General features: G+C 65.6%; 14 protein-coding genes and 1 tRNA gene. 5 read left to right on the top strand and 10 right to left on the bottom strand.

Going from position 1 to position 20,994, the window contains the following annotated elements:
• Window positions 1-19: 19 nt before the first annotated feature.
• The 3 genes from S58_RS19330 to S58_RS19340 are packed head-to-tail and all read right to left on the bottom strand — an operon-like array spanning window position 20 to window position 3,821.
• Window positions 20-1,540 carry an amino acid ABC transporter permease gene (locus S58_RS19330; RefSeq protein WP_015667048.1) on the bottom strand — a complete coding sequence of 507 codons (1,521 nt, stop codon included), beginning with the start codon at window positions 1,538-1,540 and terminating at the stop codon, window positions 20-22.
• Window positions 1,541-1,570: 30 nt separating this feature from the next.
• Window positions 1,571-2,776, bottom strand: coding sequence for an amino acid ABC transporter permease (locus tag S58_RS19335; protein WP_015667049.1), 1,206 nt, complete (start codon window positions 2,774-2,776; stop codon window positions 1,571-1,573).
• A gap of 28 nt (window positions 2,777-2,804) precedes the next feature.
• Complete coding sequence (locus S58_RS19340) at window positions 2,805-3,821, bottom strand: amino acid ABC transporter substrate-binding protein (RefSeq protein ID WP_015667050.1); 1,017 nt, start codon at window positions 3,819-3,821, stop codon at window positions 2,805-2,807.
• 316 nt (window positions 3,822-4,137) lie between these two features.
• Between S58_RS19340 and metC the strand changes: the two genes are divergently transcribed.
• Both metC and S58_RS19350 read left to right on the top strand, forming a co-directional pair.
• Window positions 4,138-5,331 carry a cystathionine beta-lyase gene (metC, locus tag S58_RS19345; RefSeq protein ID WP_015667051.1) on the top strand — a complete coding sequence of 398 codons (1,194 nt, stop codon included), beginning with the start codon at window positions 4,138-4,140 and terminating at the stop codon, window positions 5,329-5,331.
• Window positions 5,332-5,453: 122 nt separating this feature from the next.
• A complete protein-coding gene (locus tag S58_RS19350) occupies window positions 5,454-7,145 on the top strand; it encodes a Na/Pi cotransporter family protein (RefSeq protein ID WP_015667052.1) in 1,692 nt (563 codons plus the stop codon).
• A gap of 15 nt (window positions 7,146-7,160) precedes the next feature.
• On the opposite strand, the gene S58_RS19355 is transcribed toward S58_RS19350, so the two are convergent.
• From S58_RS19355 to S58_RS19380, 6 genes are all read right to left on the bottom strand, one after another.
• Entirely contained in the window at window positions 7,161-7,499 is a 339-nt protein-coding gene (locus S58_RS19355; protein ID WP_015667053.1) for a lipid-A-disaccharide synthase N-terminal domain-containing protein, read from the bottom strand.
• A complete protein-coding gene (locus S58_RS19360) occupies window positions 7,499-8,236 on the bottom strand; it encodes a glycosyltransferase family 2 protein (RefSeq protein ID WP_015667054.1) in 738 nt (245 codons plus the stop codon). Before S58_RS19360 ends, S58_RS19355 begins: the two co-directional genes overlap by 1 nt.
• A 95-nt stretch (window positions 8,237-8,331) precedes the next feature.
• Window positions 8,332-9,123, bottom strand: coding sequence for a phosphatase PAP2 family protein (locus tag S58_RS19365; RefSeq protein WP_015667055.1), 792 nt, complete (start codon window positions 9,121-9,123; stop codon window positions 8,332-8,334).
• On the bottom strand, window positions 9,124-10,866 hold the full coding sequence (locus S58_RS19370; protein ID WP_015667056.1) for an ArnT family glycosyltransferase: 1,743 nt from the start codon (window positions 10,864-10,866) through the stop codon (window positions 9,124-9,126). It lies immediately after the preceding gene.
• Window positions 10,867-10,917: 51 nt separating this feature from the next.
• Entirely contained in the window at window positions 10,918-13,038 is a 2,121-nt protein-coding gene (gene pbpC / locus S58_RS19375; RefSeq protein ID WP_015667057.1) for a penicillin-binding protein 1C, read from the bottom strand.
• Window positions 13,039-13,187: 149 nt separating this feature from the next.
• The gene (locus S58_RS19380; RefSeq protein WP_015667058.1) at window positions 13,188-18,410 is read right to left on the bottom strand and encodes an alpha-2-macroglobulin family protein; all 5,223 of its coding nucleotides are present in this window, start codon (window positions 18,408-18,410) and stop codon (window positions 13,188-13,190) included.
• 457 nt (window positions 18,411-18,867) lie between these two features.
• On the opposite strand from S58_RS19380, the gene S58_RS19385 reads away from it, so the two are divergent.
• The 3 genes from S58_RS19385 to S58_RS38645 all read left to right on the top strand — a co-directional run bounded on the left by S58_RS19385 (window position 18,868) and on the right by S58_RS38645 (window position 20,606).
• Window positions 18,868-18,944, top strand: a tRNA-Arg gene (locus tag S58_RS19385).
• Between the two features lie 126 nt (window positions 18,945-19,070).
• On the top strand, window positions 19,071-19,802 hold the full coding sequence (locus S58_RS19390) for an FkbM family methyltransferase (protein ID WP_015667059.1): 732 nt from the start codon (window positions 19,071-19,073) through the stop codon (window positions 19,800-19,802).
• Window positions 19,803-20,444: 642 nt separating this feature from the next.
• Complete coding sequence (locus S58_RS38645; RefSeq protein WP_173424431.1) at window positions 20,445-20,606, top strand: hypothetical protein; 162 nt, start codon at window positions 20,445-20,447, stop codon at window positions 20,604-20,606.
• An 82-nt stretch (window positions 20,607-20,688) separates the two neighbouring features.
• Here the strand turns inward: S58_RS38645 and S58_RS19395 are convergent, their stop codons facing one another.
• The gene (locus S58_RS19395; RefSeq protein WP_015667060.1) at window positions 20,689-20,901 is read right to left on the bottom strand and encodes a hypothetical protein; all 213 of its coding nucleotides are present in this window, start codon (window positions 20,899-20,901) and stop codon (window positions 20,689-20,691) included.
• Window positions 20,902-20,994 lie beyond the last annotated feature (93 nt).

Genomic DNA, 20,994 nt, shown 5'->3' on the forward strand with positions numbered 1-20,994 from the left:
TCTCTCGATGATCTCTGGCTCAATTGCGCCGGTGCGCGTTCAGGCGGCGCTCGACCAGCAGGGAGTAGCGTGACATGCCGAAGCAGAAGGCGAAGTAGATCATTCCCGTGAAGGCAAAGCCGGTGAAGGCGGTGGTCGGCGTCGCCCACACCGGATCGGCGAACGAGGCCTTGAGGCTGCCCAAGAGATCGAACAGCGCTACGATCGAGACCAGCGACGTGTCCTTGAACAGCGAGATGAAGCTGTTGACGATACCGGGAATGACGTGGCGCAACGCCTGCGGCAGCACGATGAAGCTCGTGGTCTTCCACCAGGACAGGCCGAGCGCGCTCGCCGCCTCCGCCTGGCCCCGCGGAATGGCCTGCAGGCCGCCGCGGATCACCTCGGCCATGTAGGCGCCGGAGAACAGCGCGACGCCGATCAGCGCCCGCACCAGGCCGTCCACCCGTACATTGCCCGGCAAAAACAGCGGCAACATGTAGGTCGCGAAGAACAGCACGGTGATCAGCGGCACGCCGCGCACCAGCTCGATGAAGGCGATCGAGAAGACGCGGATCAGCGGGATGGTCGAGCGCCGGCCGAGCGCCAGCGCAATGCCGATCGGCATCGAGGCGACGATGCCGATCACAGAAACGACCAGCGTCACCAGCATGCCGCCCCACAGCCTGGTGTCGACGATCGCAAGGCCGTGCCGGTCGAGGCCCATGATCGCAATGACGATCGCGATGCCGGCGAAGGTTGCGGCCGTCGCGATCACGCTGCGCAGCGCCCTCGCCCCGCCGCCGGCAACGAACACCAGGGCGGTGACCACGATCGCGGTGAGTGCGAGGTCATTCCATACGGGCTGATGCGATGCCTGCAGCTCATTGCGGACCCAGACCAGCGGCCAGATCACCAGCGACACCAGCATTCCGATCAGCACGACCAGCTTGCCCAGCAGCCACAACAGCATGCCGATGACGGGCACGCCGTCGCCGGCGCGAACCAGCGCGTTACCCGCCGTGTCGATGCTCTCGGCGAACAGCTGCAGCGTGCCGGTGGTCCAGCTCACGCCGAAGCCCTCCAGGCCGCCGCCATAGAGCAGAAAGAACGCGACCACCGGGAGGGCAAAGAAGAACAGGCCCGCGTTCAACCCCTTGGCCGGCAGGCGCGGGATCAGCAGCGGCACCAGCAGCACCACCGCCAGACCATAAGTCAGGTTGACGCGCCAGCGCTCGGCGTCCGGATAGAAGCCGTACATGAACTGGCCGAACTTCGCCGAAATGTACGGCCAGCAGGCGCCGACCGGATGGCCCGCGTTCTGCGCCAGGCACGCCTCGCGATCCTGGCCGACCCACACTGCGTCGACCAGCAGGAACTTCAGCGCCGGGATCACGGTGAACCAGATCAACAGGGCACTCACCAAAGTGAGCAGAATGTTGGTCGGCGAGTTCAACAATCGCGTGCGGACGAAACCGACGAAGCCTGTCGTCTTGACCGGCGCCGGGCGCTCCCCGGCCAAATCCTGGCGAATGAAGGTCGAAGCGGTAATGTCGGTCATGCGCCCAATCTCGTCATGCGCCAAGTCTCTTCATGCGCCAAGTCTCTTGCCAAGCCGCCAGCTGTAGAAGCTCATGATCGCGCTCGTGATCAGCGACAGCGCGAGATAGACGCCCATGGTGATGGCGATGATCTCGATGGCCTGCCCGGTCTGGCTCATCGTGGTGCCGGCAAACACCGACACGAGGTCGGGGTAGCCGATGGCGACCGCCAGCGACGAGTTCTTGGTCAGGTTCAAATACTGGTTCGTCAGCGGCGGCAGAATCACGCGCAGTGCCTGCGGGACGACGATGAGGCGCAGCACGGTGCCGCGGCTCAGTCCGAGCGAAAGCCCCGCCTCCATCTGTCCCTTGTGAACCGACAGAATGCCGGCGCGCACGACCTCGGCGATGAACGACGCCGTATACATGGTGAGCGCCAGGGTCAGCGCGACGAGCTCGGGGATGATGCGCGAGCCGCCGGCGAAGTTGAAGCCTTTCAGCGCTGGAACCTCGAAGGCGAGGGGCGCGCCGGAGACGATCACGGCAACGAGCGGCAGGCCAATCAGCAGCCCGAGCACGTAGGGCCAGATCCGCACCAGGTGGCCGCGCACGAACAGCTCACGTCGCGCGTAATAGTGCAGACCGACCGAGACGACGATCGCGATGCCGAGCGCACTCAGGAACGGCATCAGGCCAGGTTCTTCGATCGGACGCGGAACGATGAAGCCGCGATTGTTGAGGAAGAACGTCGAGAACAGCGAGATGCTCTGGCGCGGTCCCGGCAGGGCCGCCAGCACCGCGAGGTACCAGAACAGGATTTGGAACAGCAGCGGCAGGTTGCGGATCAGCTCGACATAGGCGCCGGAGACTCGCGACAGCAGCGTGTTCGGCGACAGCCGTCCGAGCGCAACCAGGAACCCAAGTATGGTCGCCAACACGATGCCGATCACCGACACCAAGAGCGTATTCAGAACGCCGACCAGCAGCACGCGGGTGTAGCTGTCGGATCCGGAGTACGAGATGAGGGTCTGGTTGACGTCGAAACCGGCCGTGTTGTTGAGGAACCCGAACCCCGACGTGATGCGCTGCGTGGCGAGGTTGCTGCGTGCGTTGGCTACGATCTCGTAGCCAACCCACACCAGGACTGCGACGAACAAGATCTGCAGGATGATGCCGTTCCATCCTGCCTTGCCGCCCAGCATGCGCTTCAGCCGAAGCCCATATTGCGCGGGCGGTAACCTCGCTTCGATGCTCATCGCCGCAGCCCCCGCTATCGTGCAGTGCTCAGCGGATCGGCGGCGCGTACTGCAGACCACCCTTGTTCCAGAGCTGGTTCAGACCGCGCGCGATCTGCAGCTTGGAGCCGGCACCGACGTTGCGTTCATACATCTCGCCGTAGTTTCCGACCGCCTTCACGATGCGGGAGAACCAGTCCTTGGTCAGACCGAGCTGCTCGCCGAGATTACCGTCGGTGCCGAAGGCGCGCTTGAACTCCGGCTTCTCCGACTTGGCCATCTCGTCGACGTTTGCCTGCGTCACGCCGAGCTCCTCGGCGGTCACCAGCCCGAACAGCGTCCACTTGACGATGTCGAACCACTGGTCGTCGCCGTGACGGACCATCGGTCCCAGCGGCTCCTTGGAGATCACCTCAGGCAGCACCACGTGATCGGCCGGATTGGCGAGCTTCAGCCGCTCGGCATAGAGGCCCGAGACGTCGGTGGTGAACACGTCGCAGCGACCGGATTCGTAGGCCTTGATCGTCTCGTCTTGGCCGGCGAACGCGATCACCTCGTACTTCATCTTGTTGGCCTTGAAGTAGTCGGCGAGGTTCTGCTCGGTGGTGGTGCCGGTCTGCACGCACACCGAGGCGCTGTTGAGCTCGAGCGCAGAATTGACCTTGAGGGCCTTCTTCACCATGAAGCCCTGGCCGTCATAATAGGTCACGCCAGCGAAGTTGGCACCGAGCGAGGTGTCGCGCGACAGCGTCCAGGTCGTATTGCGCGACAGAACGTCGATCTCGCCGGATTGCAGCGCGGTGAAGCGGTCCTTGGCGGACAGCGGAACGAACTTGACCTTGGTCGGATCGTTGAAGATCGCGGCAGCGACGGCGCGGCAGACGTCGACGTCGAGCCCGGTCCAGTTACCCTTGTCGTCCGGCGACGAGAAGCCGGGGAGGCCCTGGCTGACGCCGCAGGCGAGCATGCCGCGATCCTTGACGGTTTTGAGCGTTTCGGCCTGGGCGCCGACGCTCGCCAGAACCGGGGCGAGAGCAAGAGTGAGAGCCAGAGTGACGCGTTTCATAAATACAGCCTTTCGCGGTCGTCCTTGGGGAGCGATGAAACCTCAGCGCGTCGTGGGGGCCCGACCTTAATCCGCCATTGCAAACGCCGTACCAACATGTGGCAGACGCCATGCACAGCGGAGCCGTGCATGCATGATTGAGCGGAAATCGCGGCAAGCCCCTCAACGTGCAGCGATCGAATTGCGCCGGCATCACAGAACGACTGGCTGTCCGGGTCAAGGGGTTGACGGCCCTGTTCTGCATTCTGTTATTAACGACCGCAGTCCTGCCCGATTTGAGCTGTCCCGGTAGGCATTAACGAGAAAAGATACGCGAATGGCATCATCGAACGACCCCGCTGCGGCGGTGCGACAAAACGTCGGGACCCGGCTGATCACCGCGGGCAGGGACACGAAGGCCCAGCACGGATTCGTGAATCCCCCGGTCGTTCATGGCTCGACGGTTCTGTACCCCACGGCTGAGGACCTGCACGCGCATCGCGGCGAATTCCAATATGGCCGCCATGGCACGCCGACCACGAAGGCGCTGCAGCAGGTGCTGATGGCACTCGAAGGTCCGCAATGCGCCGGCGTCGGGATCGCGCCGTCGGGTCTCGGGGCGATCTCCACGACCCTGCTGTCGGTGCTCAAGGCCGGCGACCACGTGCTGGTCTGCGACAGCATCTATCGCCCGACCCGCAATTTCTGCAACGGCATGCTGGCGCGCTATGGCGTCGAGACGACGTATTTCGACCCATTGATCGGCACAGGAATTGAGCAACTGCTCAAGCCGAATACACGCGCCGTCGTGGTCGAGGCGCCGGGGTCGCAGTCGTTTGAAATGCCGGACATCCCGGCGATCGCGGCGGTCGCCCATGCTCACGGCGCGCTGGTCATCGACGACAACACCTGGGCCACGCCGCTCTACCACCGCTCGCTCGAGCAGGGCGTCGACGTCAGCATGCAGGCCGCCACCAAGTATATCGGCGGCCACTCCGACATCATGTTCGGTACCATTTCGGCCAATGCGAAGGCGTGGCCGCTGATCTCCGAAGGCATCCGGCTGCTCGGCGTCTGTGCCGGGCCGGACGACGTGTTCCTCGCCTTGCGCGGCGTCCGCACGCTCGGCGTGCGGCTGGCGCAGCATCATCGCTCGGGACTGGAGATGGCGCGCTGGCTCGCCGCCCGTCCCGAGGTGATCGAGGTGCTGCATCCGGCGCTCGAAAGCCACCCGGGACATGCGATCTGGAAGCGCGATTTCACCGGCGCATCCGGCCTGTTCAGCATCGTGCTGCAACCGAAGTCGCAGGCGGCCGTTGATGCGATGCTCGACACGCTGACGCTATTCGGCATGGGCTATTCGTGGGGCGGCTTCGAGAGCTTGGCGATTCCGTTCGACTGCGCGAGCTACCGCACAGCCACCACCTGGGCCCCTGGCGGTCCCACGCTGCGCCTGCACATCGGTCTCGAGAATACCGAGGATCTCAAGGCTGATCTCGATCGCGGCTTTGCGGCCTTCAACGCCGCTTGACCTCGTCAACGGCGGCAGCCGGAGGCCCTGCGAGCAGGCAGGCAGGGCCCAGAAAATAGCGTTGATCCGCAGCCGATTGGGCGTAGCCTCCGCATGAATGGAAGCGGAAACGAACGGGACTCATGGTTCTTCTCGATCTGATGGGCGGCGTGGCGTTGCTGCTGTGGGGCCTCCACATGGTCCACAGCGGCATCCTGCGCGCCTTTGGCCCAGACCTCAGGCTGCTGTTGTCGCGCGCGCTGCGAAACCGGTTCAGCGCGCTGGCCGCCGGGCTTGGCCTCACTGCCTTGCTCCAGAGCAGCACGGCCACGGCGCTCATCACCACCTCGTTCGCGGCGGAGGGCCTGGTCGGCCTGGTCCCGGCGCTGGCCATCATGCTCGGCGCCAATATCGGAACCACGCTGATCGTCCAGGTGCTGTCGTTCAACGTGGCCGCCGTCGCGCCGGTCCTGTTCGTGCTCGGACTGGTCGCCTTCCGCAGCGGGCCACGGTCGCGGATCAAGGATCTCGGCCGCGTCGCGATCGGCCTCGGGCTGATGCTGCTCTCCCTGCACATCCTGATCGATACGCTCGCGCCGGCGGAAGACGCACCTGCCATGCGCGTGTTCATGCAGGCGATCACGGCCGACGTCACGCTGTGCATCATCTTTGGCGCGGTCGTCACCTGGATCGTTCACTCCAGCGTCGCCAGCGTGCTGCTGGTGATGTCGCTCGCCTATGCGCATTTCGTGACGGCTGATGCGGCATTGGCCCTGGTGCTCGGCGCCAATCTCGGCAGCGCCGTCAATCCGGTGTTCGAAGGCGCGCGCCGCGACAACCCGGCAAGCTATCGCCTGCCCGTCGGCAATCTGCTCAATCGCATCATCGGCGTCGCCCTGATCGCCCCGTTCCTGCATCCGCTCGCCGCTCAGCTGCAGCAATGGCAGCCGGATCTGTCGAAGCTGACCGCCCAGTTCCACATGGTCTTCAATCTCGGCACGGCCGTGGTCTTCATCGGCCTTCTCGGCGGCATGGAGAAGCTGCTGACGAAACTGTTCCCGGATCGTCCTGCCGAGGTCGATCCGGCCAAGCCGCGCTATCTCGACGAAACCGCGTTGGAAACTCCCTCGCTTGCGCTCGCCGACGCCTCGCGCGAAGCACTCCGGATGGGCGATCTGGTCGAGACCATGCTGCGCAACGTCATGACCGCGATGATGACCAATGATCGTGGCCTCGTCGACCAGGTCTCGCGCGCGGACAACGTCGTCGACCGGCTCGATGAGGCGATCAAACTCTACATCACCAAGCTGACGCGCGGTAGTCTGGACGAACGCGAGGGCCAGCGCGCGATGGAGATCATCTCCTTCGCCATCAACCTCGAACATATCGGCGACATCATCGACAAGAATTTGAGCGAGCTCGCGACCAAGAAGATCAAGCGCAGATTTCAGTTCTCGACGGAAGGCGCTGACGACCTGCAGGCCTTTCACCGCCAGATCATGGAGTCGCTTCGCATCGCCTTCGGCATCTTCATGTCGGGCGATGCGCAGCAGGCGCACCGGCTGCTCGATCAAAAGGCCGAGCTACGCAACGCGGAGCTCGGCGCCACCGAGCGGCATCTGGAGCGTCTGCGAGAAGGCCGCGCCGAGACGCTCGAAACAATGTCATTGCATCTCGACGTGCTGCGCGATCTCAGGCGAATCCATTCGCACATCTGCTCGGTCGCCTATCCGGTGCTCGATGCCGCCGGCGAGGTCGCAATCCGCCGCAGCGAAGTGGCAGACGGCACGACTGTCGCCCTGCCCGCGACGTCCGCCCAGCCGTTGCCGCGCTGAGGGGACCCGTTCGTATCAGTTGCTCAGCGTCTGCGATTCGCGCTGGCGGTTCTTGAAGATCAGCATGACGTTGCGGACATAGATGATGTTCGACAGCAGCTGGCCGAAGATGATGACCGGCTCGCGTTTGACGAGGCCATAGATCAGCGTCATCAGCCCGCCACCGATCGAGAAGAACCAGAACGCGAGCGGGACCACGCTCTTGCCCGCGCGCTCGCTCGCGATCCATTGCACCAGGAATCGCGCCGCAAAGGCAAGCTGGGCCGCGAGGCCGAACACGAGCCAGAAATCGAACTTGGCAATGAAGATGTCGTAGAGGTAGTTGCTGAGCGCCTGTCCGAACTGAATCAGCATCACTTCACCTCGAACACGACCGGGGTCGGCTTCTTGCGGCGGATCAGCCACCACACACCGGCGAGATCCATGATCCCGATCCAGAGCCGGTCGAAGAATCCGTAGTTCGACACGCCGGAGTGTCGGGGACGATCGATCACGTCAACATAGGCGATGTCGTAGCCTTCGCGCCGCACCAGGGCCGGCAGGAAGCGGTGCAGACCATCGAAATACGGCATCATCAGGAACACGTCGCGGCGAACCGCCTTGAGACCGCAGCCGGTGTCCCGCGTGCCGTCATGCAGCACCGCGTTGCGGATCTTGTTGGCGATCCGCGACTGCAGCTTCTTGAATCCGGTGTCCTTGCGGCCGACCCGCTGCCCGGCGACGAGACCGACACCGGCGCCCCCCTTCTCGATTGCGGCGATGAGCTCAGGAAGAAAGGCGGGGTTGTTCTGGCCGTCGCCGTCGAGCGTCGCCACGATGGCGCCGCGGGCTGCGCGGATGCCACTGCGCACCGCTGCGGACTGGCCGGTCGACTTTTCATGGCGCAGCACGCGCAGGTTCGCACGCTGGGCCATCTCCTCAGCGAGCCGCTGCGCGGTCTCGTCGGTGGAGCCATCGTTGACGTAGATGATCTCATACGACCAGAGACCGTCGAGCGCGGCTGCGATCTCGGTGATCAGGGGCGTGATATTGCCGGCCTCGTTGCGCACGGGAACGACGATGGAGACGGCAACGGGGGTTTCGGTCGACAAGAGTTGAGACTCATAAGGGCGTGTTTGGGCCGGTTCCTGCCCCGGGCGCTCCGGCGGAGGCTTATTATGGGGCTTGGGGCCGCTCATCAACCCCTTTAGCGCGGTACGATTTGGCCGTCCTTGCCAAGGCGGAAACCGAGCCGCCGTGCTGCGAACCAGTAGCGGACCAGCATCGCGCAGGCCAATCCCACCACGGCGCCCGCGACCACATCGCTCGGATGATGGGCGAGCAGCACCAGCCGGCTGAGCGCAATGGCTACGGCATAGATGGCCATGGGAACGCGCAATCGCGGCCAGACGGCGGCAATTGCGAATGCCAGCGCGAACGCCGTCACGGCATGCGCCGAGGGCATGCTGAAATAGGCCGGCGTGCCGTTGAAGGGTTCGAAGTTGAAGGCGTTGGCTTTGCCTCCGACGAAGGGACGACCGCGTCCGATGATGTATTTCAACACCTGCGCGGCAAGGACGGAGGCGAGCACCGCGAAAAAGAAGTACTGAACATGCGTCGCGAAATTGAGCAGGCGGCTGCGCGTGGCTTCCGGCCACAGCGGCACGATCAGGATCGTCACGACGACGGCCAGGGCCAGCAGACCCAGCACGTATTCATCCTGGCCGAACTCGGTGACGATGCGCCATGGCCACAAGCTCGGAGCGCCACGGGTGGGCATCAGTCCGATCTCATAGGCGTCGAAGGCGACCATCAGGATGAGGATCGCGCCCACACCGATAGCGCCGAGCAGGAGAAGCTGGCGCGACAGACGCTGCCGGCTCGCCGCATCAGGCGCAGCCTGTGGTCGGCGCACGAGCCGGCCGACCGAGAATTTGCCGACCAGCGCGAGCTGCGAGAGATAGCCGGGCGACGTCGAGGGGCTGTCGGGCGCGGACATCTATTCGGTGCCTTCCGAACGATAGATCGCAATCGACACCGGACGGCCCTGCGAGATGTTGTAGCCGTCGATCCGCTTGGCGACGTTGTAGCGTAACCCAATCGCCTCGGCCCGTTGCACGAAGGCGCGTTCCGTGCGCTGCTCGACCAGGGCGAAGCGGCAGGTGCCCTGGCTGAGGAAGTCGGCGGCGCCCGAGCCGTCCGTCAATTGCGTCGACGTTCCCGTCATGAACACGAGGCTCGGCTCATGGAAGCCGGCAGCCGCCGCTTTCGGCCCGACGCAGACCACGTTACGCAGCGCGCGCGCGATCTCGGCGCTGGGGAATAGCGGCGTCAGCGCCGGCAGCACGGCGCCATAGACCACGAAGGCGAGAAACATCGCCGCGACACCGGCATTCAGAAGCGAGCGCTCGGCACGGCCGTCGTCATACAGCCACCATGCGAACAGGCCGAAGATCAGGGACGCAGCCACGAAGGGCCAGGCCAGAAACACCGGCTGGTGCGTGACGATGATGGCCCCGATGACGGCGACCACGGAGGTGATGGCGGGAATCGCGAACCACCAGGCGGCGCCGCGTCGCAGCCAGGAGCGCGACAGCACGCGACGTTCCAGCGCGCCGACCGTGAGGATCGCAAGCGCCGGGTACAGCGGCAGCACGTAGTGCGGCAGCTTGGTCAGCACGGCCTCGAACACGATCCAGGACGGCAGCAGCCATGCCAGCAGGAACTGCGCGCCCGGCTCGCGCCGCGCCCGCCACACTGCGGGGGCGGCCATCACGGCCAGCGGCGCGCCGGGCCAGAAGGTGACGAAGAACAACAGCAGATAGACGCCGGGCGGCGCGCCGTGGGACTCCTGGGCGCCGATCTTGCTCAGCATGTCGCCGCCGACGGAATCGGCAAAGAAGGTGTCCCCCGCGCGCAGGAAGATCAGCACGAACCAGGGCAGCACCAACACCAGCATCCACATCAGCCCCCAGAGGGGACGCAGGCGCCACAGCCACGCCGCGCCGCGATCCATGATCGCGAGCGTCATGATGGTGAGGCCTGCAAACATCAGGATCAACGGACCCTTGATCAGGATGCCGCCCGCCAAGGCCGTCCAGAAGATCGCCGGAGGTCCCCACGGCGGATGCTCGGGATCCTCGCCCCGCTGCCAGGACAGATAGACCCGCGACAGCGCGCCCATCGCAGCGACCACCGTGAACAGCAGCATCGCGTCGGTCTTGGCGAGCCGCGCTTCGGCGCCGAGCAGCACCGAGCAGCACATCAACAGCGCAGCGAACACCGCACCGCGTCGAGTCACGAAGGCAAGCGCGGTCCAGTAGGTCAGCAGCACCGCACCAACAGCGCCGATCAAGGATGGAATGCGATAGACCCAGATGCGCAACTGCGCGCGCGGCAGTCCGACGGCAGATGCGGCTTCGACCGCAGCCGATTGCAACCAGTAGATGCCGACGGGCTTCTTGTAGCGCACGTCGTCCTGGAAGCGGATGTCGACATAGTCGCCGCTCTCGACCATCTGCTTGGTCGCCTGCGCAAAGCGCGCCTCGTCGCGGTCGATGGCCGGTATCGTGAAGAAGCCGGGCAGGAAAAGCAGCAACCCGCAGACGAGCAGGAACGCGACGGCCCTGGCGTGACTCACGGTGACGGCATCGATCATCCGCACCAGCCGATTGCCTGGGTTCACCAGGTTCTTCGGCTCGCGCGGCTCTCCAAAACGGGGGCGGGCATAGGTCTCGACCATGGGGTTCCGAATACGCTGAAACCGCCATGCCGACAACCGCTTAGCGAACCCTCACTGGATTCTGACCACAACTGTGTCCGCAGCGCCCGTGGCATCGATCACGGTGAGGCGCGCAAAGCCCGGCCCGGGCGGATCGATGAGGCGCTGACGACGGCTGTCGATCTCGCCGACCGGCAGGCCATTGACCAGCATTGTCAGCGGCAGCACGCCGCCGGAGACCTTCACCGGCATGACTGCGGCCTCGGCGCTGGCCGAGCGGTCGACGTCGATCCGCGAGCCGTTCAGCGGAAATTGAATGTGCGGCGCCTGCTCCGCGCCGGTCCGCACCAATTCGCCGATCGGGCGGAACCGGCGCAGCGGCAGCGGCAACCTTGAATTGCTGGCGAGCAGCGCTCCCTTCGGCGGCTTGGGCAGCGCGGCCGGCAGCCTGCCGCTGCGGGCGAAGGCATCGAACAGAATCGGCGCGGCGGCGACGCGGCCGATCAGGCCGGGCACCGGCGCGCCGTCGGGGCGGCCGACCCAGACGCCGATCGTGACCCGGCCGTCGAAGCCGACCGACCAGGCGTCGCGATAGCCGTAGCTGGTGCCGGTCTTGAAGGCGATCCGATTGCGCGCCGCATTTTCCGGCGGAGGGGTTCCAAGGAGCACGTTGCCGACCTGCCAAGCGGCCGCCGAATCCATCAGCCGCATCGACTCGCGGCTGTCGTCCTGATCATCGGCCGTGATGATCTCGCGCAGCGGCCTGGTGGTGCCGAGACGCGGGAAGCCAGTGTAGAGCTGCACAAGGTCTTGCAGGGTCACGCCGACGCCGCCGAGGCCCATGGCGAGGCCCGGCGCCTCGTCCTTCGGCAGCACCAGATTGCCGCCGGCCTGCTTCAGCCGCGACGACAGCCGGCTGGCACCGACACGATCGAGCAGCACGATCGCCGGCACGTTCAGCGACAGCTGCAGCGCCTTGCGCACCGGCACCGTGCCCTGGAACGTCATGTCGAAATTCTCCGGCGCATAGGAGCCGAAGCGCACCGGGCGGTCCTCGATCAGGCTCTCCGGATGCACGAAGCCGTCTTCGAAGGCGAGGCCATAGATGAACGGTTTCAAGGTCGAGCCGGGCGAGCGAACCGCGCGGGTCATGTCGACCTGCCCTGCCCGCTTGTCGTCGAAATAATCTGCCGAGCCGACATGGGCGAGTACGTCGCCGCTGTCATTGTCGACGACGATGATGCCGACCGAGACGTTCGGCCCCAACGCGATGGCGCGATCGTGCGCCAGCGGCTCCAGCACCTTCTGCAGCGAGGCATCGAGCGTCAGGCGGACGATCGGCTGATCCTTGACCAATGCCGTGGCCTGATCGGCCGCATGCGGCGCCAGGACCGGCAGCGGCTTGCGTAGCGCCGGTACGGCCTGCGCCTTCGCCTGCGCGGCGTCCTCGGCCGAGATCACGTTCTCTGAGACCATGCGATCGAGCACGCGGTCGCGCCCACGCTGTGCCGCCTCCGGGTGGCGGTCGAGCCGTCGCGTTTCCGGCGACTGCGGCAACGCGACGAGCAGCGCAGCCTCCGCCAGCGACAGCCGTTTCGGCTCCTTGCCGAAATAGGCGATGGACGCCGCACGGATGCCTTCGAGATTGCCGCCATAGGGCGCGAGCGTGAGATAGAGATCGAGGATCTCGTCCTTGCTCAGCTGATGCTCGAGCTCGAGCGCGCGCACGATCTGCCGGAGCTTGGCGTGCAGCGAGCGCTGCCGCCTAGGCTCGAGCAGCCGCGCGAGCTGCATCGTGATGGTCGAACCGCCCGAGACGATATGGCCGTGTGAGCCGAGCTGGATCGCGGCCCGCGCCAGCGCGCGCGGGTCGACGCCATGATGGTCGAAGAAGCGCTGGTCCTCATAGGCCAGCAGCAGCTTCAGATAGGTCGGATCGACATCCTTCCTGGCGCTGACCGGCAGCCGCCAGCGCCCGTCCGCCATCGCATAGGCGCGCAGCAGCTTGCCGTGGCGGTCGACGACGGTCGTAGAGACCGCTTTGGCTTCCTGCAGCGGCAGCGAGCCGAGGGAGATGGTGTACGTGGTGAGAGCTAGGACGACAAACGCGATGAAGGCGAGCGCAACGACAGCCAGCCGGTTTACGCCCCGCCCTCTCCTCCCGTCATGGACGGGCTTGTCCCGGCCATCCACATCGTCCGGAGCGCGCGGAGGGAGCGTGGATGCCCGGGCCTTCGGCGCGCCGAAGCGGCTTCGGCCGCGCAGGCGGGCCAAGCCCGGCCATGACCGAGGGTGCGGAGCATTCCGCCCGCCCAACTCACCATCGCTGGTCCCACCCTCGCTCATTTCGCTGCGCGGACCTCCACGGAGCCGGTGCCGGTGCGGCCATAGCGCGAGGGGTTGTACATGTCCTCGACGTAGGCCTGCGGCAGCACGTATTTGCCGGGCGACACTGCCCGCACGACATAGGCGACCGTGAATACCGCCTTAGAATCCGCGGCGCGATCGAGCGCGGCGCTGAAGCGATCGTCGCGGAACTCGGTATTGACCGGCTCCTGGCCGTCCTCGATCCAGTCCAAGGTGCCGCTGTCACCCGACGACACGAGATGCGGATTGTCGATCTCGAGACCAGCCGGCAGATAATCCGACACCATGATGTGGCCGTACTCCGGCTTGGCCTCGGTGACCTTCAGCACCACCGCGAAGCGATCGTTCTGCTTCGCCTTGGCGATGTCGGCCGGCTTGCCGTCGAGCGTGTAGTAGCTGCGCTCGATCTTGAAGCCGTTGGAGGCCGCCGGCTCCGGCGTCAGCGGCGAGCCGGACACCGAGACCACCGCCTGCACCGGCGCGTCGCCGGTGTTGGTGATCTTCAGCGGCTGGCCTGAGAGCTCCTGGGCCTTGTAGCTGCGGTACAGCGCGGTCTTCACGGATTGGCCGTTGACGTCGATGGTCAGCGTCTCCCTGGCGAGCGCGCGCGCCGCCAGCACCATCCACGCGTTCTCCTGCGTCGAGGTGTAGGGCGTCAGCCCGCGCGCAGCCTCGACGCGGGCCACGGCCTGCGTCAGCGTCGCGCGGGGCGCATTGCCCTCGCCCGCCAACGACACCAGCGCCGCCGCGTCGCGCAGATCCGAGCCGTAATCGGTGCGGCCGAACACCAGCACCGGCTTTGGCGCGAGGCTGTCGGCCGCCGCGGCATAGACCCGCTCGGCACGGGCACGGTCACCGACCAGCGCCAGGGCGGCTGCGAGTTGCGCCTTGGCGATCGGCGTGGCGAGATTGCCGAGCTTGGTGTCGGCGAGGTAGCGCAGGTCGCCGATCGGCGCCGCGCCATTGCGCGCCAGCACGTAGAGGCCGTAGGCAAGATCGCGACCGCCGGTCTTCTCCGGTTCGGCGGCATTGACGACCGAGTTCCTGACGCGGTCGAGCGCGCTCTTGAACAGCACGTCCGGCACCGCGAAGCCCTTCTCGCGGGCGCGGGTCAGGAAATCCGTGACATAGGCGTCGAGCCAGGGATCATCGCCGCCCGAGGACCACAGGCCGAACGAGCCGTTGGAGCCCTGCCGCGCCAGCAGCCGATCGATGGAGTCGCGGATGCGCTGGTCGACCTCGGTATCCATGGCGAGATGCGCCCCCGCCGCGAGCTCGTTGACATAGAGCAGCGGCATCGCACGGCTGGTGATCTGCTCCGAGCAGCCATACGGGTAACGATCGAGTGCCTTGAGGATGGTCGCCGCATCGAGCGCGGTCGACAGCCCCGCCGACAGCGACACCGTGCCGGTGCCCGCCACGAGATCACTGAACATGTCCGACGTCAGCGTCAGGCTCTCACCCTTCGCCAGCGTGCGGATCGAGCGCCGAGCCAGCACCTGCGTCGCCGGCTTGACGTCGAGCTGATAGTGGCGCGCGAGGCTCAGCCCGTTCGGACCCTTGATGTCGACGTCGAACTGGGCCTGGCCGGTGCCGCTGGCGTCCAGCTGCAACGTCGATGAGCTGCGCTGCTTGGCGGCGAGCTTCATCGTCACATTGGCATTGCCCGCCATCTTGACCGGGCCGCCCGCCTTGACGCTCACGACATAATCGCCCGGCGCTCCCTCGACATTGTCGACATCGAACGACAGCGTGCCGCGATCACCCGAGAGCAGGAAGCGCGGCAGGGTCGCGGTCAGCACGACCGGATCGCGCACGGTGACGTCGACCGTGGCGCGGCCGAGCTTGGTGGCACTCCACGCCACCGCCATCACGCGCGCCGTGCCGGCGAACTCCGGAATGTCGAAGCTGACCTCCGCCGTGCCGTCGGGACCGACGGTGACGATCCCCGAATACAGCGCGAGCGGCTTCTGGGTCGGCGGCGAGCCCTGCAGCTCGGCACCGCTGCTGTCGCCGCCGGAGCGGATCTGGCCGCGCGAGCCCTGCATGCCGTCGATCAGCTGGCCATAGATATCGCGAATCTCGGCCGAGAGCTGGCGCTGGCCGAGATAATAATCGTCCGGCGCCGGTGGCTTGTAGTTGGTGAGGTTGAGGATGCCGACATCGACCGCAGCGATGACGATCTTGGCGTCCTCGCCGGGATTGAGCCCGCCGATCTTGACCGGGATCTTCAAAGCCGAGCCTGGGCGCACCAGCGCCGGCGGGCTCAAGGCGACGTTGAGCGTGCGCGCCTGCTTGTCGATGCCGAACCAGGCGATGCCGAGCGCGCGGCCCGGCATGCGCTGCGCAGCCGCATCGAGCGGACGACGAAGCGTCGTCACGACATAGGCCCCGGTGCCCCAGTCCTTGCCGACCGCGAGCTTGACCTGATTAGTGCCTTCCCTGACCTCGGTGGTCTGCGTCGTCAGCAGCCGGTCACCGAGCACGTTGACGGTCAGCTTGCCGGCAGTGCGCGCATTGACCGTCACCACCATGGTGTCGCCCGAAGCATATTGCGGCTTGTCGAGCGAGGTTTCCAGCAGATCCGGCGTATCGGCGCTGCCCTCGGTGTACCAGCCGACATCGAACTGCAGCGAGGTCACCGGACCATCCGCATCCGCCGACTTGACGTCGAGCCGGTAACGCCCCGCCTCCGGCTGGAAGCTCAGCCGCGCCGGCTTGTTGGCTGATATCGTGACGTCGCCATCGCCGACGCGCTTCGTCGACTTCACCGGCTCGTACTCCCAATAGGAGTTCTGCCGGTACCACTGATAACGCGACTCGATCTTCAGGAGCTCATAGCGCAGCCCGTTACGCGCAAGCGTCTTGCCCTCCGGCGAGACGAACACGACGTCGAACTCCGCCTTGTCGCCCTCGCCGACGCTCTTGCCGGAGAACGACGGCTTGATACCGATCTGCGCCGCCTTGGGCGCCACGGGGAGCACCAGCTTGCGCTCGACGGCGCGGCCGCCAGTCTCGGCCATGCGCACAAAGATCTGCGCTTCCTGCGGCCGGCTCGATGACGGCGGCTTGGCGAGGCTGACCGGGAACGTCGCCGCGCCCTTGTCGTCGGTCTCGGGCAGTCCCTCGATCGGCGTGCGCTCGTTGGAGGCGCTCTGCTCGTCGGCGACACCGAACTGATAGCCCAGAAAACCCGGCCGCTCGGACGCCGTCGTGACCAAGAGATCGCCCTCGAGCTGCAGGCCGGAGGCCGGCGCACCATAGAGGAAATGGCCGTCGACCTTCACCTCCACCGGAGCTTCAGCTTTGATCTGCTTGTCCTTGGAACTCAGATCGAATTCCAGCCGTTCGGGGACGTAGTCCTCGACCATGAAGGTGGTTTCGCCGACCGCCGCACCCTTGGGATCGGTGAAGGCGCGCGCGCGATAGGTCCCGGTCGGGACCGCCGAGTTCAGCGCCACGCTGAACGAGCGGCCGCCGCCGCCCTGGTCCGGCAGCACGGCACGGCGGAACTCGACACCATCGGGACGCTCGACGACGAGCGTCAGCGGCGTGCCGGTCATGGCGTTGCCCTTGCCGTCGCGCAGCAGCGCGGTCAGGTAGACGGTCTCGCCGGAGCGGTAGACGCCGCGCTCCGAATAGACGAAGGCATCAGGGCCGGCCGGCGCCTCGCGCCCGGCGACGCCACGATCCGACAGGTCGAAGGCCGTCGTCTTCAGGCTGAGGAAGGCGTAGTCGGTCTTCTCGCCCGACACCGTCAGCATGGCCGGCGACAGCCCGCCCTCGCCGCGCGCAAGCCCGGTCTCGAACAGCGCATGGCCGGCGTCGTCGGTCTTGCGGGTCGCCAGGATCTCGTTGTTGCGGGCGACCAGCCGTACCTCCGCCCGCGCCACGGGATCGGTTGATGCCAGAGAGTTCACAAACACGTGGATGCCGTCATTGCCGGAGAACGCGGCGACGCCGAGATCGGAGACAATGAACCATTGGGTGGCGAGCTGGCCGCCGCTGTCCTCGTCGCTGTTGCCGGTGGTCGGGCCCTTCGGCGCCGCGGTCATCACATAGACACCCGGCTGCATGTCGCTGAGCGCCTGGTCGACCGGGAAAGCCGTAGTGACGTCCTGGTTCAAGGTCATCGCGGTCGAGAGCTCGCCGCTCCACACCTTCATGCCGCGCTCGTTGCCGAGGTCGGTGAGCTGGTAGCTCGACAGCGGCCGCTGGAAGTCGCTGTCGATGACCGTGTTGATCAGGTTGCGGTCGCCGATCCGGAACACGTTGATGTTGACGGCCGGGGTGTTGACGCTGACCAGCGGAATGCCCTTCTGCCCGATGCGCGGCAGCACATAGGCCTTGCCGGTGAAGCGCACGAACGGCTTGCGGTCGCGAACATAGATGTTGAACTCGGCCGATTTCGGCAGGCTTTCCTTGACGCCCGACGGCAGGCCCGCGCGCAGGTTGATGTTGTAGCGCTCGCCGTGCTTGAGGCCCTCGACGCAGAGCTGCTTGTCCTCGGAGGTCAGCGCCGGCTTGTCGTTGCCAGCCTGCGCCACGAAGGGCGAGAAGTCGGTGCGCTTGGCGAGATCCTCGGAGAACTGGAAGCAGGCGCGCGGGCTCGCCGAGTCGGAATCGACGGTGTAGTCGAGCAGCTTGAAGCCGTGCTCGTCGCGCATCCGCTCATACTGTCCCCTGACGTCGGCGACCTCGCGCAGGTCGAGCGACAGCCTGAGCGTATCGAGCGCCGGTCGCCACAGCTTGCGCTCTGCCATGGTCTTGCCGAGCAGGGCCAACGCCTCGGCCTCCTCGCCCGCATTGCCGGCACGCTGGTAGGCGATATAGGCCGCGGTCGAGGCCCGCTCCAGCAGGAAGGTCTGCTCCGACGCATTGAACGGCCTGATCTGGGTCAGCACCGTGCGCCCCAGCCGCAGCCAGTTGCCGGAATCATCGGGCGCGGTCGCCGCGATCTGCCCGAGAATCTGCAGGCCCGTCCGCAGGTCGTTGCGGCGCAGCGCCGCGTCGGCATCGGTGCGCAAGGTCGCGAGCGGCTTGTTCACCGCGCCAGCCTCCGTCTTGATCTGGGCCTCCAGCTTGATGGCGGCGTCAGCCAGGTCGTCGCGCTTGAACGCCTTGTCGGCGGCATGGGCGGAGGCGAGGCCGAGCGCCATGATGGCGCAGATGACGGCGGCGCGAACCAGACCGATCATGGGACAGCTCCTTGGACGGTGCTTGAACAGTTCTTGGGGCGGCTCTTCGGGACAGCCGGTAAGCTGCCACGTTTGGCCGATTCGTGGCGAGAATGGACGCGAAATGGTGACGGACTGATGGCAGCGGTTGTAGGGCCCAGGATAGCGGCCTGCTGCGGGAGTGGCCATCCGCGGGCGAGCGCGGCCGGAAAATACTGTTCATCAACGGCAATTCACAGGACATGGCATACCGGCAAGGCCCCCGCGGCCGCCCTTCGTGGCGCCGCTGACGCGCGAATGGGGCCCGAGCCTCCTCCGCCTTCGCTTGGTCGCGCCGACCCCGGATCCGGTTCGGCCGCTCTTGGCGAAACGAAAGATTTTTCATATGACCCATGCTATGGATGCCCCGCCGACCGGGCTTTGCCCCGCGGCGTTCATCCCGTGAGGTCGTCGCTTGTGACGATCACGCCGTGACGACGGTCCCATAGCTCAACTGGATAGAGTAGCGGATTTCTACTCCGCGGGTTGCAGGTTCGAGTCCTGCTGGGATCGCCAGTCACAAGCGATGCGCGATCGCATCGCTTGTTCATGTCCAATCATTGCCGTAAACGACAGGCCGTTTCCGCCTGAGCCTGCTCACCATGCTGCGGGGCGAGCGGCAGGGTGCGATAGGGGGCTCGATTGGCGAAGCGTGAGGCGTCTCGGTTTCTGGTGCGGGTCGTGCGGTCCCGCTTCCGCGACCACAAGACCGAGCTTTCCGAGCTGCGACGACACATCCGGCGCGGTGATATCGTGTGCGACATCGGTGCCAACAAGGGCAGCTTCCTCTACTGGCTGGCGCGCTGGTCGGCCCCCGGACGGGTCATCGCCTTCGAGCCTCAGCCCGATCTCGCCGAAGCGCTGTCCCGGCTCTGCGGCAGATTTTCCCTCGACAATGTGGTCGTCGAGCCGCAGGCGGTCTATTCATCGTCCAGCAAGAAGACGCTGTTCGTGCCCGATGGGCATCAGCCCGGAGCGTCCCTGCTCCGCCCTGCCGAGGCGTCGAAGGCGATCGAGGTGCAGACCATTTCCCTGGACGACTATCTCGCCGACACCGGCAACGTGTCCGCGATCAAGATCGACGTCGAGGGCGCCGAGCTCGACGTCCTGCGCGGCGCCGAGCGGACCTTGCGGCGCTGCAAGCCACTCATCGTCGTCGAGTGCGATCGCCGCCTCGCCACGATCGAGCGGGTGAACGAGACGTTTTCATTTCTGCAAGGGCTGGGCTATTCGGGCCAGTTTCTCAACAAGGGCAAGCTGCTTCCGCTCGCGGAATTCGACCCCGAAATTCACCAGCGTGCCGACGGCGAATGGTTCTGGAAGCGGAAGGACTATTGCAACAACTTCATCTTCAGGAGCACGGAGGCGCACTGATCCGGGAAGACGGTAGCGCCTAGTCTGCGGTGACCGCCGCGGCCACCCACGTCCGCTCGACCGGCCATCGAACTCCTCTTTGGCGATCGCATCCGTTGCCGCCATCTCGTCGCAGGAGCTTTGGTACGGCTCCCACCAGTGGTGGCGTCGGCCCTTCTTGAATAGAATACGCGCAGCCGCCTCGACCGGCTTCAACATCGGTCGCTCGTTCGGGACTCCTCCTTCGTTGGATCCGAGTCCGCTCGGATCCCGACCGCCAACGGTCGTCCCGCTGAGCATCCCGCTCACGGCATGAAGCTTTCCAGGGGGCGGTCGAAGCCATTTTCCTCATCCCACGAAAACGTCCTGAAACAGACCGACGGCATTTTTCTCGGATCAGATCGACGGTGGGGAGTTGCCGATGTCCGCGTTGCTGAGCTTCATTTTTGAATCCTATTGCGTGAGCTGCCTGGCGATGTTTCCCGAGCTCAGTGCCGATCATTCGACGGTTGCGGAGTGATCGCCGCGATGAGTGTGTGCCTGAGAAGGAATTGCGCAAGGGCCGTCATCCGCCCGCGTTAAGCTTTCCTCTTCAGCTTAACGGCGGCTTCCATTTGACGACCGCGCCTTCATCCGCCACGTCCTGGGCGATGGAGCTTTGACATGTTCGAATTGGCCATTTTGACCGCAATCTGTTTCATTGCCGCCGTTGCCCTCGTCACCATCTACCAGCGGCGGCAGGACGTGCTTTACGGACCCTATATCGAGGCCGCATCATGGTCTCCGGCACGGCGCGACGAAGGGGTTGAAGCATCATCCTCCTAAGCCTTGGAATACGACGGCGAAGAGCGCTCCGAGCGAGCCGTCCCCACCAGATTGAGCAGCGGCGGCGGCTCTGGCGTTCGCCTCAAAGACGACTGCGCCCTCCAGCATCGTTGAGCAATGCATCCAGCCGATCGGGACTGATGCTCTGGCCGCCCGGCGTCTCGATGCTGACACATGCGGCGCCCAGGCGCAGATACGTGTTGGCCGTGAACAGCGCGTCCTGCGCGCTGCGGCACCTGATGGTGGCGATCGCAGTCACGCTCTCGGCCCGGACGGTGAACGACGCGGCAGCCATGAAGGACAAGCTCGTTTGCAAGCGGCGGCTGAAATGAAGCCGAAGCTTATGCAACGGGACCCGATGGTCTCATTGAGCTGGATCAAACGGGCC

Origin of the sequence: Bradyrhizobium oligotrophicum S58, assembly GCF_000344805.1 — a bacterium.
Lineage (GTDB): Bacteria > Pseudomonadota > Alphaproteobacteria > Rhizobiales > Xanthobacteraceae > Bradyrhizobium > Bradyrhizobium oligotrophicum.

What these genes read in the sequence shown, in the direction of transcription:
- S58_RS19335 (WP_015667049.1), bottom strand. Translation starts at nt 2,776, where the DNA reads ATGAGCATCGAAGCGAGGTTACCGCCCGCGCAATATGGGCTTCGGCTG.
- S58_RS19370 (WP_015667056.1), bottom strand. Translation starts at nt 10,866, where the DNA reads ATGGTCGAGACCTATGCCCGCCCCCGTTTTGGAGAGCCGCGCGAGCCG.
- S58_RS19340 (WP_015667050.1), bottom strand. Translation starts at nt 3,821, where the DNA reads ATGAAACGCGTCACTCTGGCTCTCACTCTTGCTCTCGCCCCGGTTCTG.
- S58_RS19365 (WP_015667055.1), bottom strand. Translation starts at nt 9,123, where the DNA reads ATGTCCGCGCCCGACAGCCCCTCGACGTCGCCCGGCTATCTCTCGCAG.
- metC (WP_015667051.1), top strand. Translation starts at nt 4,138, where the DNA reads ATGGCATCATCGAACGACCCCGCTGCGGCGGTGCGACAAAACGTCGGG.
- S58_RS38645 (WP_173424431.1), top strand. Translation starts at nt 20,445, where the DNA reads ATGTTCGAATTGGCCATTTTGACCGCAATCTGTTTCATTGCCGCCGTT.
- S58_RS19350 (WP_015667052.1), top strand. Translation starts at nt 5,454, where the DNA reads ATGGTTCTTCTCGATCTGATGGGCGGCGTGGCGTTGCTGCTGTGGGGC.
- S58_RS19395 (WP_015667060.1), bottom strand. Translation starts at nt 20,901, where the DNA reads ATGGCTGCCGCGTCGTTCACCGTCCGGGCCGAGAGCGTGACTGCGATC.
- S58_RS19330 (WP_015667048.1), bottom strand. Translation starts at nt 1,540, where the DNA reads ATGACCGACATTACCGCTTCGACCTTCATTCGCCAGGATTTGGCCGGG.
- S58_RS19380 (WP_015667058.1), bottom strand. Translation starts at nt 18,410, where the DNA reads ATGATCGGTCTGGTTCGCGCCGCCGTCATCTGCGCCATCATGGCGCTC.
- S58_RS19355 (WP_015667053.1), bottom strand. Translation starts at nt 7,499, where the DNA reads ATGCTGATTCAGTTCGGACAGGCGCTCAGCAACTACCTCTACGACATC.